This is a genomic window from Winogradskya consettensis (assembly GCF_018332715.1).
GTDB lineage: Bacteria > Actinomycetota > Actinomycetes > Mycobacteriales > Micromonosporaceae > Actinoplanes > Actinoplanes consettensis.
The window spans coordinates 20,194-34,795 of record NZ_BOQP01000021.1; the positions used below are offsets into that span (position 1 = coordinate 20,194).

At 69.1% G+C, this 14,602-nt stretch carries 16 protein-coding genes; 8 read left to right on the forward strand and 8 right to left on the reverse strand.

From position 1 onward, the window contains the following. Nucleotides 1-58: 58 nt before the first annotated feature. The 7 genes from Aco04nite_RS20230 to Aco04nite_RS20260 all read left to right on the forward strand — a co-directional run bounded on the left by Aco04nite_RS20230 (nt 59) and on the right by Aco04nite_RS20260 (nt 6,817). Nucleotides 59-766: an alpha/beta hydrolase gene (locus Aco04nite_RS20230; protein ID WP_212998806.1), complete on the forward strand. Its 708-nt coding sequence runs from the start codon at nt 59-61 to the stop codon at nt 764-766. Then, the gene (locus tag Aco04nite_RS20235; protein ID WP_212998807.1) at nt 763-1,605 is read left to right on the forward strand and encodes a sulfurtransferase; all 843 of its coding nucleotides are present in this window, start codon (nt 763-765) and stop codon (nt 1,603-1,605) included. Before Aco04nite_RS20230 ends, Aco04nite_RS20235 begins: the two co-directional genes overlap by 4 nt. Continuing rightward, entirely contained in the window at nt 1,595-2,665 is a 1,071-nt protein-coding gene (locus tag Aco04nite_RS20240; protein WP_212998808.1) for an LLM class flavin-dependent oxidoreductase, read from the forward strand. The genes Aco04nite_RS20235 and Aco04nite_RS20240 overlap by 11 nt, the downstream gene beginning before the upstream one ends. Then, the gene (locus Aco04nite_RS20245; RefSeq protein ID WP_212998809.1) at nt 2,662-3,960 is read left to right on the forward strand and encodes an FAD-binding oxidoreductase; all 1,299 of its coding nucleotides are present in this window, start codon (nt 2,662-2,664) and stop codon (nt 3,958-3,960) included. The genes Aco04nite_RS20240 and Aco04nite_RS20245 overlap by 4 nt, the downstream gene beginning before the upstream one ends. Before the next feature lie 482 nt (nt 3,961-4,442). Beyond that, on the forward strand, nt 4,443-4,859 hold the full coding sequence (locus tag Aco04nite_RS20250) for a hypothetical protein (protein ID WP_212998810.1): 417 nt from the start codon (nt 4,443-4,445) through the stop codon (nt 4,857-4,859). Nucleotides 4,860-5,212: 353 nt separating this feature from the next. After that, complete coding sequence (locus tag Aco04nite_RS20255; protein ID WP_212998811.1) at nt 5,213-6,103, forward strand: GNAT family N-acetyltransferase; 891 nt, start codon at nt 5,213-5,215, stop codon at nt 6,101-6,103. A gap of 48 nt (nt 6,104-6,151) precedes the next feature. Next, the gene (locus Aco04nite_RS20260) at nt 6,152-6,817 is read left to right on the forward strand and encodes a hypothetical protein (RefSeq protein ID WP_212998812.1); all 666 of its coding nucleotides are present in this window, start codon (nt 6,152-6,154) and stop codon (nt 6,815-6,817) included. Nucleotides 6,818-6,830: 13 nt separating this feature from the next. Here Aco04nite_RS20260 and Aco04nite_RS20265 read toward each other — a convergent pair whose 3' ends face one another. The 5 genes from Aco04nite_RS20265 to Aco04nite_RS20285 all read right to left on the reverse strand — a co-directional run bounded on the left by Aco04nite_RS20265 (nt 6,831) and on the right by Aco04nite_RS20285 (nt 11,115). Next, complete coding sequence (locus Aco04nite_RS20265; RefSeq protein ID WP_212998813.1) at nt 6,831-7,877, reverse strand: OmpA family protein; 1,047 nt, start codon at nt 7,875-7,877, stop codon at nt 6,831-6,833. A gap of 128 nt (nt 7,878-8,005) precedes the next feature. Further along, nucleotides 8,006-8,896 carry a hypothetical protein gene (locus tag Aco04nite_RS20270; protein WP_212998814.1) on the reverse strand — a complete coding sequence of 297 codons (891 nt, stop codon included), beginning with the start codon at nt 8,894-8,896 and terminating at the stop codon, nt 8,006-8,008. Nucleotides 8,897-8,957: 61 nt separating this feature from the next. Next, on the reverse strand, nt 8,958-9,362 hold the full coding sequence (locus Aco04nite_RS20275; RefSeq protein ID WP_212998815.1) for a hypothetical protein: 405 nt from the start codon (nt 9,360-9,362) through the stop codon (nt 8,958-8,960). After that, complete coding sequence (locus Aco04nite_RS20280) at nt 9,359-10,021, reverse strand: hypothetical protein (protein ID WP_212998816.1); 663 nt, start codon at nt 10,019-10,021, stop codon at nt 9,359-9,361. The genes Aco04nite_RS20275 and Aco04nite_RS20280 overlap by 4 nt, the downstream gene beginning before the upstream one ends. 182 nt (nt 10,022-10,203) lie before the next feature. Further along, the gene (locus Aco04nite_RS20285) at nt 10,204-11,115 is read right to left on the reverse strand and encodes a 5'-3' exonuclease (RefSeq protein WP_212998817.1); all 912 of its coding nucleotides are present in this window, start codon (nt 11,113-11,115) and stop codon (nt 10,204-10,206) included. Between the two features lie 110 nt (nt 11,116-11,225). Between Aco04nite_RS20285 and Aco04nite_RS20290 the strand changes: the two genes are divergently transcribed. Next, a complete protein-coding gene (locus tag Aco04nite_RS20290) occupies nt 11,226-11,948 on the forward strand; it encodes a DUF1775 domain-containing protein (RefSeq protein WP_244876142.1) in 723 nt (240 codons plus the stop codon). 99 nt (nt 11,949-12,047) lie between these two features. Here the strand turns inward: Aco04nite_RS20290 and Aco04nite_RS20295 are convergent, their stop codons facing one another. From Aco04nite_RS20295 to Aco04nite_RS20305, 3 genes are all read right to left on the reverse strand, one after another. Further along, entirely contained in the window at nt 12,048-12,716 is a 669-nt protein-coding gene (locus Aco04nite_RS20295; protein WP_244876143.1) for a GNAT family N-acetyltransferase, read from the reverse strand. Nucleotides 12,717-12,729: 13 nt separating this feature from the next. Then, nucleotides 12,730-13,644, reverse strand: a complete 915-nt coding sequence (locus tag Aco04nite_RS20300; RefSeq protein ID WP_308161650.1) for a 2-deoxy-5-keto-D-gluconate 6-phosphate aldolase domain-containing protein — start codon at nt 13,642-13,644, stop codon at nt 12,730-12,732. 70 nt (nt 13,645-13,714) lie between these two features. Then, nucleotides 13,715-14,548: a hypothetical protein gene (locus Aco04nite_RS20305; protein WP_212998820.1), complete on the reverse strand. Its 834-nt coding sequence runs from the start codon at nt 14,546-14,548 to the stop codon at nt 13,715-13,717. Nucleotides 14,549-14,602: the final 54 nt, after the last annotated feature.

Genomic DNA, 14,602 nt, shown 5'->3' on the forward strand with positions numbered 1-14,602 from the left:
ACGCGCGCGGCCGTGATCGGCGAGACTTTCTCCCAATCCGACAGCGAGGTTTGCGATCATGACTGAGCAGTGGAACGAGCCCGACGGTATCAACCCGCGGGGCACCGTGATCGTCGCGGCGGGCCGCGGCGAGAACGTCGATGTGTACGCGCGGTTCGGCCGCCGCATCGCCGCCGACGGCTACAAGGTCCGGGTGCTGCCCGACGTCACCACCGACCTGCCCGCCGGCTTCGCCGCGGCGGAGAAACTGCTGGTGGACGATGCCCTGCCCGGCCCGCGGGTGGTGGCGGGCTCCGACACGGGCGCCCTGTTCGCGCTCGCGCTGGCCGCTCGTGGCGCGCCCGGGCTGGACGGTGTGATCACCGCCGGGATCCCCCGCGCGGGGGTGCGCCCGGCGATCGACCTGACCGGTTTCGACGACGAGGTCGAGGCGCGCACGGCGTGCCCGAACCATCAGGGTGTCCTGGGCCGCGGCGGCGCCACGCCAGGCGCTGTTTTTTCGGCCCAAATTCCTACTGAATTGATAGACCCAGTAGGCTCTGTCACCGTTCCGGTCCTGGGGCTGCACGGCGGCGACGACAAGATCAGCCCGCTCGACGGGGTGCGCGGTCGCTACGCCGGGGGGTCGTTGCTCGTCATCGAGGGCGGCCGGCACGACATCCTCAACGACGTCACCCACCGTACGGTCGCCGCGCACGTGATCCTCTTCCTCGAACGCCTGCGCCTCGGAGCGGACCTCCCCGTGATCACCAAGGAAGCCTCGTGAGCCGCGACGACGTCCTGGTCACTGCCGCCGCCCTGCACCGGACGCTGGCCGAGCCGGAGCCGCCCGTGCTGCTCGACGTCCGCTGGGCGCTCGGCGACCCCGACGGCGAGCGGCACTACCGCGACGGCCACCTCCCCGGCGCCGTCTACGTGGACCTGGACACCGAGCTGGCCGGCCACCACGGCGATGGCCGGCACCCGCTGCCCGCCCTGGACGACCTGCAGAAATCCGCCCGCGGCTGGGGCCTGACCCGCAGGCGCGGCGCGGTCGTCTACGACAACAGCGGCGGCCTCGCAGCGTCGCGGGCCTGGTGGCTGCTGCGCTGGGCCGGGCTCGGCAACGTCCGGATCCTCGACGGCGGGCTCGCCGCGTGGGCGGACGCCGGTTACGACCAGGCGACCGGGGCGGCGAACCCGCAACCCGCGAGCGACATCACGCTGACCGGCGGGCACCTGCCCACGCTCACCGCCGACGAGGCCGCCGCGCTGGCCACCACCGGCGTTCTGCTCGACGCCCGGGCACCCGAGCGCTACCGGGGCGAGGTCGAGCCGATCGACCCCCGGGCCGGCCACATCCCGGGGGCGGTCAGCGCCCCCACCGGCGCGAACCTGACCGGCGGCGTCCCGTCCTTCCGGCCCGACGACGAGCTGCAGGCCCGGTTCCAGGACCTGGGCGGCAAGACGGTCGGCGTCTACTGCGGGTCCGGTGTGACCGCCGCCCACGAGATCGCCGCGCTCGCCGTCGCGGGCATCGACGCCGCGCTCTACCCCGGTTCCTGGTCCGCCTGGAGCAGCGACCCGAGCCGCCCGATCGAGACAGGCGACAGCAATGCCCGTTGAATTCATCAGCGCGATCTCGCCCTCCCCCGCCCTGGGCATGGGAGCGGCCTTCGACGCGGACTACGCCCGTAAGTACGCCCACGCGCTCGACGACGGCGGGTTCGACTACACGCTGGTCGCGTATCACTCGTCGTCGGTGGATGCCGCGCACCTGGCGCACTTCGTCGTCAACCACACCGAGCGGATCAAGCCGATGCTGGCCCACCGCCCCGGAGTCACGTTCCCCACCCACACGGCCCGCACGTTCGCGACCCTCGACCAGATCTCGAAGGGTCGCCTCGCGATCCACATCATCTCCGGCGGCAGCGACGAGGAACAGCGGCGCGAGGGCGACTACCTGAGCAAGGGCGAGCGGTACGAGCGCAGCGACGAGTACATCCAGATCCTGCGCGAGGCCTGGTCCTCGGAGACCCCGTTCAGCCACACCGGCCCCTACTACAGGTTCGAGGGGTTCCAGTCCGCGGTCCGGCCGTACCAGGAGACGATCCCCATCTCGGTCGGCGGGTCCAGCGAGGACGCGTACCGGGTCGGCGGGCAGCAGGGCGACATCTTCGGCCTCTGGGGCGAACCCCTCGCCGAGACGAAACAGCAGATCGACGCCGTCAACAAGTACGCCGACGCCGCCGGCCGGCCACGCCCGCACATCTGGGTGTCGTTCCGCCCGATCGTCGCGGCCACCGACGAACTGGCCTGGGAGAAGGCGTACGCCACGCTCGGCAAGGTCCAGGCCGCCGCAGCCTCTACCGGTGCAGCCCCGGCCGGTGACGAGGCGCGCCCGGCCAACGTCGGCTCGCAGCGGCTGCTCGACGTCGCCGCGAAGGGCGAACTCCACGACCGCGCGCTGTGGACGCCACTGGTCACGGCCACCAACGCGGCGGGCAGCTCCACCGCGCTGGTCGGCTCGCCGGAGACGGTCGCCGCGGCGCTGCTCGACTACGTGGACATCGGTTGCGAGCTGCTGTCGATCCGCGGTTACGACCCGCTCAACGACGCCATCGACTACGCGCGCTACGTGCTGCCGATCGTGCGCCAGGAACTCGCGCGGCGGGCGCTGCGGTGACTGAGTTCGGGGGCGTTCCGTTCAGCACGGAGGACGCTGTGCTGGACTCACGGCGTACCGACAGATCGGGAAGTGCTGTCGAGGGACGGCCGGAAGCCGTCCTCCTGCCGCGAGATGCCGCGGACGTCGCGAAAGCTCTGCGGTGGGCAACTTCGACGGGTACGCCCATAGTCCCGCGAGGCGCCGGCACCAGCCTCACCGGCGCGTCCACGGCCGGCACGGGCACGGTCGTCCTGGACCTCTCCGGCATGAACCGCATCGTGTCGCTGTCGGCCGCCGACGCCACCGCCGTCGTCGAACCGGGGGTGATCACCGCCGACCTCGATCGCGCGGCCGCCACCGTGGGCCTGCGCTACGCCCCCGACCCGGCCAGCCACGAGATCTCCACCATCGGCGGCAACATCGCCACCAACGCGGGCGGCCTGCGCTGCGCCAAGTACGGCGTGACCAGGGACTCGGTCCTCGGCCTGTCGGTCATCCTGGCCGACGGCACCCGGATCGAGACGGGCACGGGGACGTTCAAGGGCGTGGCCGGGTACGACCTGACCGGCCTGTTCGTCGGCTCCGAGGGGACCCTCGGCGTGGTGGTCTCCGCCACCGTGCGCCTGCGACCCATTCCCGCCGGGCTGACCACGATCGCGGCGTCCTTCGCGGACGCGGCCGCTGCGTGCACGGCTCTCGCCGGCGTCCCGGGCCAGCCCGTGATCGCGGAGCTCCTCGACGCCGCAGCATTACGCGCGGTCGATGCCTACCTGGGCACGTCTCTGGCCGCCCGCGGCTCGGCACTCCTGATCGTCCAGGCCTCCACCGTGGATTCTCCGGGCGTCTTGTCCGCTTTACGCCCCACGGCGGTGTCGCTCGAGGTGAGCTCGGACGGGGATGCGCTCCTGCACGCCCGCCGCTCCGCCCTGCCCGCGATCGAACAGCTCGGCCGCCCCCTGATCGAGGACATCGCGGTCCCCCGCTCCCGCCTGCCCGAAGCGATCACCGCGATCGCCGACATCGCGGCCCGCTGGCAGATCCCGATCTGCACCCTCGCCCACGCCGCCGACGGCAACCTGCACCCCATCATCGTCGACGACCCGTCCCGCCCTGCCGCCGCAGCCTCGGCCGCGGACGAGATCTTCGCCCTGGCGTTGAAGCTGGGCGGCACCATCACCGGCGAGCACGGCGTGGGCACCCTGAAACGCGAATGGCTCACCCGCGAACTCGACCCCGCCAACCTCACCCTGCAACGCGGCCTCAAGAACCTCTTCGACCCGCAGGGCATCCTCAACCCCGGCAAAGTCCTGTAACGACGCTCTCTCCCTTCATCTCCAGGGCTGATGCCGGGATATGGGACCTTGACGGTCGCTCCACCTCGACCCTGCCGAGAATCAGATGGTGAGCGCGGGATGCGCCTGGCATTGTCGGTGGATGGTTAACCCACACTTCGGCAAGGCAGGTGACGTGTGGAAGCACCTCATGGTGTGTGAGGTGCTCGCAGCTGCCGGACCGACGCACTACGCCGAGAGCCATGCGGGCAGCGGCGCCTACGACCTGGTGTACGACGATGAGCGGAATTACGGCGTGGGTCATTTTCTCGAGGTGTCCTCGGTCGTCGACACACTGGGCGCATCCGCATACGCCCACGCGTTGCACAGGTCCACTTCGACCGGACGAGCGCGTTACCCAGGATCAGCGCAACCTCGAGCTGTCTCGATGTCAGGTCGTCGAGCGCGACGGCATGACCGCGGTAGCCGAGTGGCTCGACACGTGCGCCGGTAGTCGTTGTGTCGTGCACATCGATCCGTTCGACCCGTTCGCTGCTCAACCAGGCGGCCTGTCGGCGGTTCAACTCGCAGGGCAGGTCGCCGAATCCGGGTCGGTGCTCGTGTATTGGTACGGGTTCGACAGCCCCGTCGAGCAGGCGTGGGCACTCGCGGAGATCACTCAGCGCACCTCCAAACCACTGACCTGCTTGGATGTGCTCGTCACGGACGAGACAGGCCAGGGCATGAATGGCGATCTCGGTGTGGGGACGACACCCGGAACCGGCTTCGGCGTGGTTCTGGCGAACGTCAAAGAGCGGGTGATCGCCAATTGCGATCAACTGGGTCGAGATCTCATTCGCACCTACGACGGCAAGCGATTGCCCAACGGGCAACAGGGCGGACTGAGGTTCACGCGTCGCCAGCAGGTACCGCCGCTTTAAATCCAGGTTGGCTGTAAAGCCATGCCCGGCTGACCTTCGCGGCGGCAGCGACCCTGGTACAGGTGACGGATTCGCCCGATGCCTCTACGTTGACGATAACCTCGTCGTCCACGGCGGCACCGGGCAGCCCTTGGGTGCGGTGTCGGAGATCGCCGGCGAGCGATCGGCTTCCACGGTCCGGGACCGGTAAACCAGTTGCGGGTGGTGCTGCCAGGCGGTAGATATACGGTCCGTACCGACAACCGAAAGGAGGGACGAGCGATGAACCGCATGACCACCGCGCTCGCGTCCTCCCGGGTCAGCTTCGCCTGATCCGGATCCGCGGGCGCTCGTCTCCCTGGGAGAACAACGCCTTGACGCTGCACCTGCGCCCGATCACCGGGCCGGACGAGATCGACCTTTTCAATCAATTTCCGTACGTGCTCAACAAAGAAGTCGCCGGCGATCTGACCGCGGGGCGACGCCACCCCGGCTGGTTGTGGGTGGCGCTCGACGACGGCGAGCTCGTCGCCAGGGTGGGGCTGTGGTCCCGGCCGGGCGAGGACGCGCCGCAGGTTCTCGACATCTTCGACTTCACGGATGCCCGGGCCGGGGAGGCGCTGCTTCACGAGGCGCTGGATCCGCTGGTCACCAAGCCGGAGTACACCCGGTTCCTCAGCCCGGACTGGCGTGCCGATCCCGGCAACCAGGAGCGGTTCGCCGTCCTGGAACGCACCGGGGCGAAGATCTTCGTGGAGCGGCTGCGGCTGCACTGGGAGCCCGGCACACCCATCGCCGAACCGAGTGGCCGGCTCACGTTCCGGCAGCCGCGCGATGCGGAGGAGCTCATCGGGCTCATGACCCGGGTCCTGACCGGCACCCTCGACGCGCACGGGCGCGACGAGCTCACCCGGATGACCGCCGAGCAGTCCGCGCGGGAGCAGTACCGGGACGAGCTGGAGCGTTACTCCAGCCCGCACGAGTGGTGGCGCGTCGCTGAGTGTGACGGCGAGGCCGCCGGGTTCGTGATTCCCGCCCACAACGGCTACAACCCGATCATCGCGTACCTCGCGGTGGTGCCGGAGCTGCGTGGCAAGGGCCTGATCGACGACATTCTCGCCGAGGGCACGCGGATCCTGGCCGCGGCGGGGATGCCACGGGCGCGGGCGGCGACCGACGTGGGGAACGTACCCATGGCCAGGGCTTTTGACCGTGCCGGTTACGTCGTCTTCGAACGGCAGATCGACATGGTCTGGCCAGGATAGAAACCCGCGAGTGGGGAGGTCTGCCGCCGCGTGTGGCAGGCTTCCCCGGTGGATCTTTATCCGTACGCCCACCTGTACGCCGGCGACCGCGAACTCCGGTCCTACCGCAGCGTCGTCGACCCGTACGCCAGCTTCGTCTTCGCCCCCGCCGACCTCGTCCCGGCGCAGATTTCCCCGGAGCGCGCGATCTACCGCGCCACCGCGGCCCAGATCCGCGACCGCCTCGACATCATGGGCTTCGGCGAGGAGCTCGCCCGCCACTACGGCGAGGAAGCCGACGACATCCGCCTCGTCATCCGCCTGGCCGCCGCCGAGGACGACGACACCATCTTCACCCTCGACGTCACCGAACTCGTCAAAGCCCTCGCCGACGACGGCGACCTGATCACCCCGCTCGCCGACGTCGCCCCCGACGGCCCACCCGTCGTCATCACCGAGACCCCCGCCGCGGCGACCGCCCTCCGCGAGGCCCTCCACCAGCACAAACCGCACCTCGTCGGCTTCATCGGCATCTTCGACCACGACGGGCCCGCCGCCCGCCTCCTCACCAGCTTCGCCGCCGCCGGCATCGCCAACCGCACCGTCGCCGTCCTCGACGCCCCGCCTGCAGCCACGCTCGAACTGCCCCCGCACTACCGCGTCATCACGGCCCCGCAGGCAGACCCCGCCCAGATCCTCGACGCCGTGGTCGCCGCCCTCACCGACATCGGGTAGGCGGCTGCCCGGGTCAGGAAGCTTTGGCTTCGACGATCACCAGGCGATTCTGCGCCGCCGCCCCGGGCAGCAGGTGCCCGTCGGCGTCGAGATCGGGGACGTGACCTGGCCAATCACTGCCGACGCCCTTCGCGACGATCGATGCACGGTCGACGCCCAGCGACACCAGGGTGTCCCGGACGGCTTCGGCCCGTTGCAACGAAAGCTTGCGACGGCCGGTGGCCGTACCGGCACTCGCGGCGGTGCCGGTCAGCTGTACTGCCAGGCGCTTGGCGGAGATCTGATCAGCGAGAGGCTGGAGAAGTTCCTTGACTCCGGCCGGATCCCGGTAGCGAGCGGTGTCGGGTACGAAGGCCACGGTCTGGTCGTCCAGCTCGACCTTGGCGGGCTGAGTGCCGGTAGCAGCGAATGACGGCGCTGCCGGAACGGGAACGACGCTGACCGCAGGGAGCCCGGTCAGGGGTGCCGCGGTCATCGGCTGGTCCACCTGTTCGACGATGCCACCCGCCCGTTCGAAGATCGCCTTCCAGATCGCGATGAGGTTCTTCCGCTGGGCAGCAGAGAGGGGGACCTGCGGCGCGGCGGTATCACCGAACCCGGAAAGGACGACCCGGACGTCCTTGAGATCGGGCAACCCGTTGTTGTCCGCGAGGTATCCGGCCACCTGATCGGGCTCCGCCGCGAGCATGCCCTTGTCCTGGAACGCCAGGGGGGCCGTCGACTGAAGACCACTGTCGACAATGACCAGCGTACGACCCGTTGCCGTCGGGCTGAGTGACCTGGCCGCAAGACCCACAGCCGCGAGCAGGTCGTTCTCCGCCGTCGTGGCCCGTGCCTTGCCGAGCACGGCACCGATCGCCGTCAGATTCTGCCGTGCCTGGCTCTTTTTGGCGTCCGAGTTGGCGGCCCCGTGGACGACGCCTGGCATCGGCACCACATCCGGGCGGCCCTGGCCGACCACGACCGAGACACCGTCGCCGGCTCCCACTGTCTGACTGATCAGTTCTTTGACCTGTGGTACGAGTTCCGGCGCCGGACTGTTGGCATGTGCACCGAGCACGATCGCGAGACTTGCCGGTGTGGTAGCGGACGAACCCGCCGACTGTCGAACTTCGGCTGGTGAGCAGCCTGCGAGAACCCCGGTCAATGCGACGGCGGTGACCGCGACTGCGGTCCTGCGGACGGTGATCATCGTGGTGTTCCCCCGGTGTCGGTGTGGTCGGCGTAGGTGACGGCCGCGGGTAACGTCGTCGACGTAAGTGCAGACGTAGCGGCCGGATCGCCGAGGAGCAGCGCCTGGACAACGCGGGCCTCGCGCTTCATCTCGGTCGCTTGATGGGCGATCAGGTCACGACGGTCGCGACGTTCGGACACCACGTGCTGCAACTCCTGCTCCAGCGCCGCGACGGCCGCCTCTGCGTGACCGTGACGCTGCCGGGCAACCTTCAGGTCCCCGTGTGTCGCTCGCATCCGCTTTCGTTGAACCCGTCGGGACCACCAGGACAGCAGAGTCGCCGGAAGCTCACGGAGCCGTGCTCGACGCCGTCTGCGGTTCGCATAGACGGCGGTCCGGGTGAGCAGGCGGTGTTCGAGCCGGACATCGCGGATCGACTGGGTCCGCATGCGACGAGTCCGCCACTGGGCTCGACCTGCCGCCATGACTCCCGGCGACTTCCGGTAGGCGAACCAGGCTGCGAGCGTTCCGCTGGCTGCGTACAGCGCCACGAAGACCAGGGCCGGTCCCAGCTGTGCCGGCGCCGAGGAGGGGCCGGTGGATCCTTGCAGGTCGAGCGCATCGGAAAGGTCCGCCGAGGGGAGCTGCTGGGTCAGCCTGATCCAGAACGCCGCGGCGCCGAGGCCCGCCCAGACCACGCCGAGCATAGCCGCAGCCGCGAGACTCGCCGGGTTCCTCCGCGCGAGCCGCGCAGAGGATCCAGCGGCGTGCATCAGGGCGATCGAGGACAACGTCATTGCCGCTGTCAGGATCCACGCCTCGGCATCCGTCTGGTTTGGCATGAGGATGGCACAGACGGTTTTGAGATTGATGGCGTCGCCCGCGATCAGGATCAGGAGAACCAAGTACCAGAGTGTGCCGGCGCTCTCCGGTTCCCTGCGCCCGGCATCCGACACGGTGTCGTTGCTAGGACTCACGTTGCTGCCTTTCTCGCGTCGCCATCGGCCGGACAACATGTGGGCGGCGGCGGTCGGTCTGCCGTTCATCGCCCCCGCCACGAACGGCTCTGAGCACCCCCTCGGCCTCGTCACGTTCAGCCTCGGCCCGTCTCAGTTCCGCCCTCATCGTCTCCAGCCGACCGCGGAGCTCCTGCTCCTGACGGAGCAATGCGATCTCGTTCTCGGTAGCGACCCGCACTGCCCAGGCGTCGATCCTCGCGTCATAGATGTCCGGATTACCCTCGTCCAGAGCACCCGCCGCGAAGAGTTCACGAATACCTGCCGCGACCCGGGCCCGCATCGCTGAGGCGCTCCTGGCAGCGGTGCTGGCCGGCAAGACCGCGTGCGGCTTTACTGCGCGGCGCCACGTCATGCCAACTCCTCGGTGACCCAACCGGGCCTGGGTGGTGGCGCCGGGCGCAGAGTCCCGGCGGCCTTGAGGCGACGGCGCGCTCGCAAGAAGGCCTGCCAGTAGAGCGACTCCAACCGGCCCACGGCATGACCCGTGGCCATCGCGCGAACACCTGCCGCTCGAACAGCCAGCCTCTGCCGCTCGGCGGCCTCCGCCTCAGCCGCCTCGGCGTCGGCGATCGCCTTGTGCATGGCCGCAAGCTCGAACCGCATCGCATCGATCAGCCGCTCGTGCTCCCTGGCCCGCCGCCGACGCACCACAGCCTCGTCCACTGCTTCCTCACCAAGCCGGCGAGCAGTATCGGGGCCGGTGGAGACCAGAGCCTCAAGCTGCTGTCGCCGATCACTGACGTCCTCCTGCAGCGCGCCCAGCCGCCGCCGGACAGCATCGGTCCGCAGGGCGCCGCCCTCTCGCAACGCGGCAACCTTGTGAAACTCAGCGTCGAACTGCTGGTCAGCCAGACTCCGCAGATACCGGGTCCGGGGCGTGACGTGATGAGAACCGGACCACGACAGCACGGGCGACGGATGCCGGCCGTCTCGTTGCCCGTGCCACCACAGAGAGACTCGTCTCCCCCAGGTCGGCCGGCAGTCGATGCCCGCCTCCGAAACCAACTTCACCTCTGTCGCCCTTCACCCTGCGCAGCGCGCAAACCTCACGCAGCGCAACGGCTGCGATCTCCAGGATGACGGGCAACAGCGTGCACATTAACGGCCGATCGGATGAAATCGCCCCTCCGATACGCTGAGTTAGCGCACTCGCCGACCAAACAGTTACATAGGGTGACTGGCTAGAAGCGCGGCTAACCGGCCATGGCGTCGACGAGGCGTTTGGCGGAGCTGGCGAGGTTCCAGCGGGCGGCGAGGGCGAGGAAGGCGTCCTCGTTCTCCGGGGCGGTGGGGAGGGTGGCGTCGAAGGCCGGGAGGGGGACGTCGAGGGCGACCTTGCAGACCGGGAGGGCGGCGGCGAGGTATTCCTTGGCGGCGAGGAGCTTGACGCGGATGCCGGGGGCGAAGCCGGAGTCCGGGTCGTCGAGGGCTGCGACGATGTCGTCGATGCCGCCGTAGCGGGCGATGAGGCGGGCGGCTGTCTTCTCGCCGACGCCCGCGACGCCGGGGAGGCCGTCGCTCGGGTCGCCGCGCATGGCGGCGAAGTCCGCGTACCAGCGGGCCGGGACGCCGTATTTGGTCTCGACCGCGGCGTTGTCGGTGTCCTCGAGTTTGGCGACGCCGCGGCCGCAGTAGAGCAGGCGGGTGCCGCGGGTGTCGTCGACGAGCTGGTAGAGGTCGCGGTCGCCGGAGACCACCTCGACCGGGGCGGGCTGGGTGGCTGCGAGGGTGCCGAGGACGTCGTCGGCCTCGTAGCCCTTGACGCCGAATGCGGGGATGCCGACGGCTTCGAGGACCTGGAGCAGGATCGGGACCTGTTTCTCCAGGGAGGAGGGGACCTCTTCGACGTCACCGTGGGCGACGCGGTGCTTCTTGTACGACGGGACGAGCGCGACGCGCCATGCCGGGCGCCAGTCGGCGTCGAGGGCGCAGACGACGCGGTCGGGGCGGCGGGTGCGGATCAGCTGGGCGAGCATGTCCATGAACCCGCGGATCGCATTGACGGGCTCGCCGGCGTCGGTGCGCCCGGCGGACTCGGGGATGCCGTGGAACGCCCGGAAATACAGGCTCGGGGTGTCGACTGCCAGTAAGGGTCGCGAGGTCACGGGAACGACCCTAACGAACGGGTCTGACAAAAAAGCTGAGCGCGCCGGGAACTTTCGCGGCACGGTGGACGACTGTTGGCTCGATTGTTCGTCTGCCGAAGGTGGTTCGCGTGCGTAACAGGTCCCGCTTGTCCGCTGTCGCCGTCCTCGCGGGTCTGGGGGTGCTCGCCCTGGCCGCCCCCGCCGCCGCGCACGTGGAGGTCACCGCCGACAAGGACACGGCCGGCGCGACCGACGTCACGCTGACCTTCTCCGGAGAGGCGGAGAACCCGTCCGCCGGCATCAAGAGCGAGCGGGTGGTGCTGCCCGCGGGTATCGCCCCGGCCGACGTCACGCTGGTCAAGGCCCCGGCCGGCTGGACGTTCGCAGCGAACGCCGACGGGTTCACGGTCGGCGGCAAGGCCCTGAAGGCCGGCACCGACGCCGAGTGGAAGGTCAAGATCGCCAAGCTGCCCGACGGCGAGACCCGGCTGTCGTTCAAGACCCTGGAAACGTACGGCGACGGCGAGGTCGCCCGGTGGATCGAGATCCAGCAGGAGGGCGAGGACGAGCCGGACAGCCCCGCGCCCCTGGTCACCCTCAAGCCCGGCCCGAAGCCGACGGCCACCGTGAGCAGCGCCCCCGCCGCGGAGCCCAGCGCGAGCGAAGCACCGAGCGCCGCACCCAGTGTCGCCCCGAGCAGCGCACCGGCCGCGGTGACCGACCCGGTCGCGAGCAACGATGACGACGGTGGCATGTCGACGTGGTGGATCTGGCTGGTCCTGGCCGCCATCCTCGCCGGCCTCGGCTTCTTCCTGGGCCTGCGCCGCAAGAAGAGCACCGGCCCTGCCTAGAGAAGCACGACCGCGGGGCGGCCGCGAAGAAGTGCGCACCTCGCCCGGCGACCGGGACCTCGTGATCCTGGTCGCCCGTCGCAACGGCCTGCACTGAGATCAGCTGGTCACCGCGACGAAATTGACCTCGGTACGCACGGTGAAGCCCAGGTTCTCGTACAAGCGGATGGCCGTGGTGTTGGTGTTCGCGGCGTGCAGGAACGGGATGTCGCCGCGGCTGCGGATCTCGTCGGTGACCGCGGCGATCAGCCGGGTGGCGAGGCCGGCGCCGCGGAACTCGGGGTCGGTGCAGACGGCGCTGATCTCGGTGTAGCCGGGCAGCCGCATCCGCTGCCCGGCCATCGCCACCAGCTTCCCGCCACGCCGGATCCCGAGGTACGTCCCCAGCTCGACGGTCCGCTCCCGGAACGGCCCCGGCCGGGTGCGGCCGACGAGATCCATCACCTCGGCCACGTCGTCGCCGGTCAGCACCTCGGCCTCTGCGGCGGGCGCGCCGTGGTAGCCGGCGCCGACGAGTTGCAGCCCCGGAGTGAGGCCCTCCGCCCCGAATCCGTCCGGCACGACCAATCCCGGTGCGGCGAGAATCACCGTTTCACCCTCGTCCAGCAGGGACCGCAGATCCGCCCAGGCGAGCGGGTCGGACGGGTCTTCCAGCGCGGCGAAAGCGCTGATCGCGGGGTCGAAGCGCGCGCTTCTCGCGTACCTCAGGGAAAGGTTCTTCTGCGGGCCGGAGAGTGCCGCCCAGACCGGGTTGTCGAGGTTTTCCACGCCCTTGATCCTCTCAGGCCTTCCAGCGGGCCACGCAATCCAGATACCGCTGGGCGATCGCCTTCCGCGCGGCCTCGTCGTCATGATTCTCGTTGTGCTCGCGAATGGCGTCCTCCCAGATGCTCCGCCCGATCGCGAACCCGACGAACTCCGGCACCTCACTCGCGACCTCGAGCCAGTGGTAGAGCCGTTCCTGCGGCGCGTCCCGGCCCAGAACGATCAGATCGGCGTGCGGATCCCCCGCCCTGACCTGCGCGGCGACCAACCGGGCGGCCTCCACGGTCTCCAGCCCCTCGACCTTCCAGATCGCCGGCGCCACCCCGTGCCGCTGATTATCGGCAATCACCCGCTCCACGAGCCCAGGCCTCAAATCCCGGTCATATCGGTACGCATCCCCGCCGACGCTGTCCAGCTGCGCCTCGGTCGCGGGCACCAGCAACTCATAGAGCATCGGTACGCCCAGATCGCCCAGCTTCTCCGTCACATCAGCGAGCAGATCGAACTGCTGCTCCCGCGCCCCGATGGGAAAGTCGGGATTGTCCCGCACGAGGACCTTCGCAAAGTCCGGCCGAATCTGATCGATGTGCTCCAGCCACTGCGAAGCCCACTGGAACGTGAACCATTCCTGCCCACTCGCCTCGATCGGCACGGCGAGAACAACGCCATCCTCGTCCCGCGGAATCTTGTCGATCACATCCTGGCCGTACTGCTCATCGACCAGCACGCCGGCCCGGCCGACAGGCAACTGCGCTGCAGCGACCTCGAGACCCTCGAAGATCAGCCGCTTGGCCTGCTTGATCCCGGCCAGCTGATCGGCATCGGGCTCATCGCCCTCCACCCCGAACAGCGTCTTCCCGAACGAATCCCGGTGATCCATCGCCAGGATGAAAAGCGGACCGTCACTCCCAGGTTCCCACGTCATGACCATCGGGTTGCCCACCCCCGGCCACCCCTAAAGCGACTCGTACATCACACCGTCGGCCCGGGTGGGATAGCGGTCACGCCGAATTCTTGACGAGATCGCGCAGCCTGTCCGTGAGTTTGGAACGCAGAAGTTCGAGACCTTCGCCGTTGGCGTGATAGTGCAGGGAACGGATGGATCGCAGATCGAAAGGGACATCATCGTCCGACTGGGTGATCTGGATGACGTCGCGCCCGAGGCTGTGGGCGATCCCCGCCTCGTAGAAGACGTTGGGATTTCGGCCGGTGAAATCAGCGATCACCACCTGAGCGCGCCAGATGAGGCTGATCACGTCATCCATGATGTGATGGTGCTCCCAGATGTCGTCGGCACGCAGACATCGGAGACCCGCGTCCTCCGAGGCTTGGCGCAACGCGGCAGTCACGGGGTCGAACCGCGCGTCGAATGGCATCATCACCGCGACGAGGTCGGGCTCCCGCGGACGGTTCACCGGCAGACTGAACACGGTCGAGCCGGGTTCATTTCTGGTGCTGACCTCGTGAAGGACCCGATGCAGGTCGACGTCCTTCACCGCCCAGTGGGTCCGGCGAAATTCGAACTCCCTGATGTCCAGACGATCCGCCACAGCCTGAATGCGCGAGCAAGAGATTTCGGGAGACACGGCGCTAGGAACGAACCTGAACCGGTAGTTCCGGCCATCCAGCCTAAGGTTCTCGAGGTGTCCGACCCGGGCGACCTGCGGCGACCCCCGATCGATCTCCGGCATCACCAGCGTCGGCAGGTTCAGCAGCCTTGCGACGTCGGGCTTCCCGCCAGGTTCGACGTAGGCACGGATCGCATCGTCGGTGTACTCGACCACACGATCCGGAGACGCTTCCCCATCGGTGAACCCCACGATCAGGTTGTACACGAATCATCCCTCCGGCAGCCCTCACGTTCAGTACACAGTAGAACTCGCCGGCCG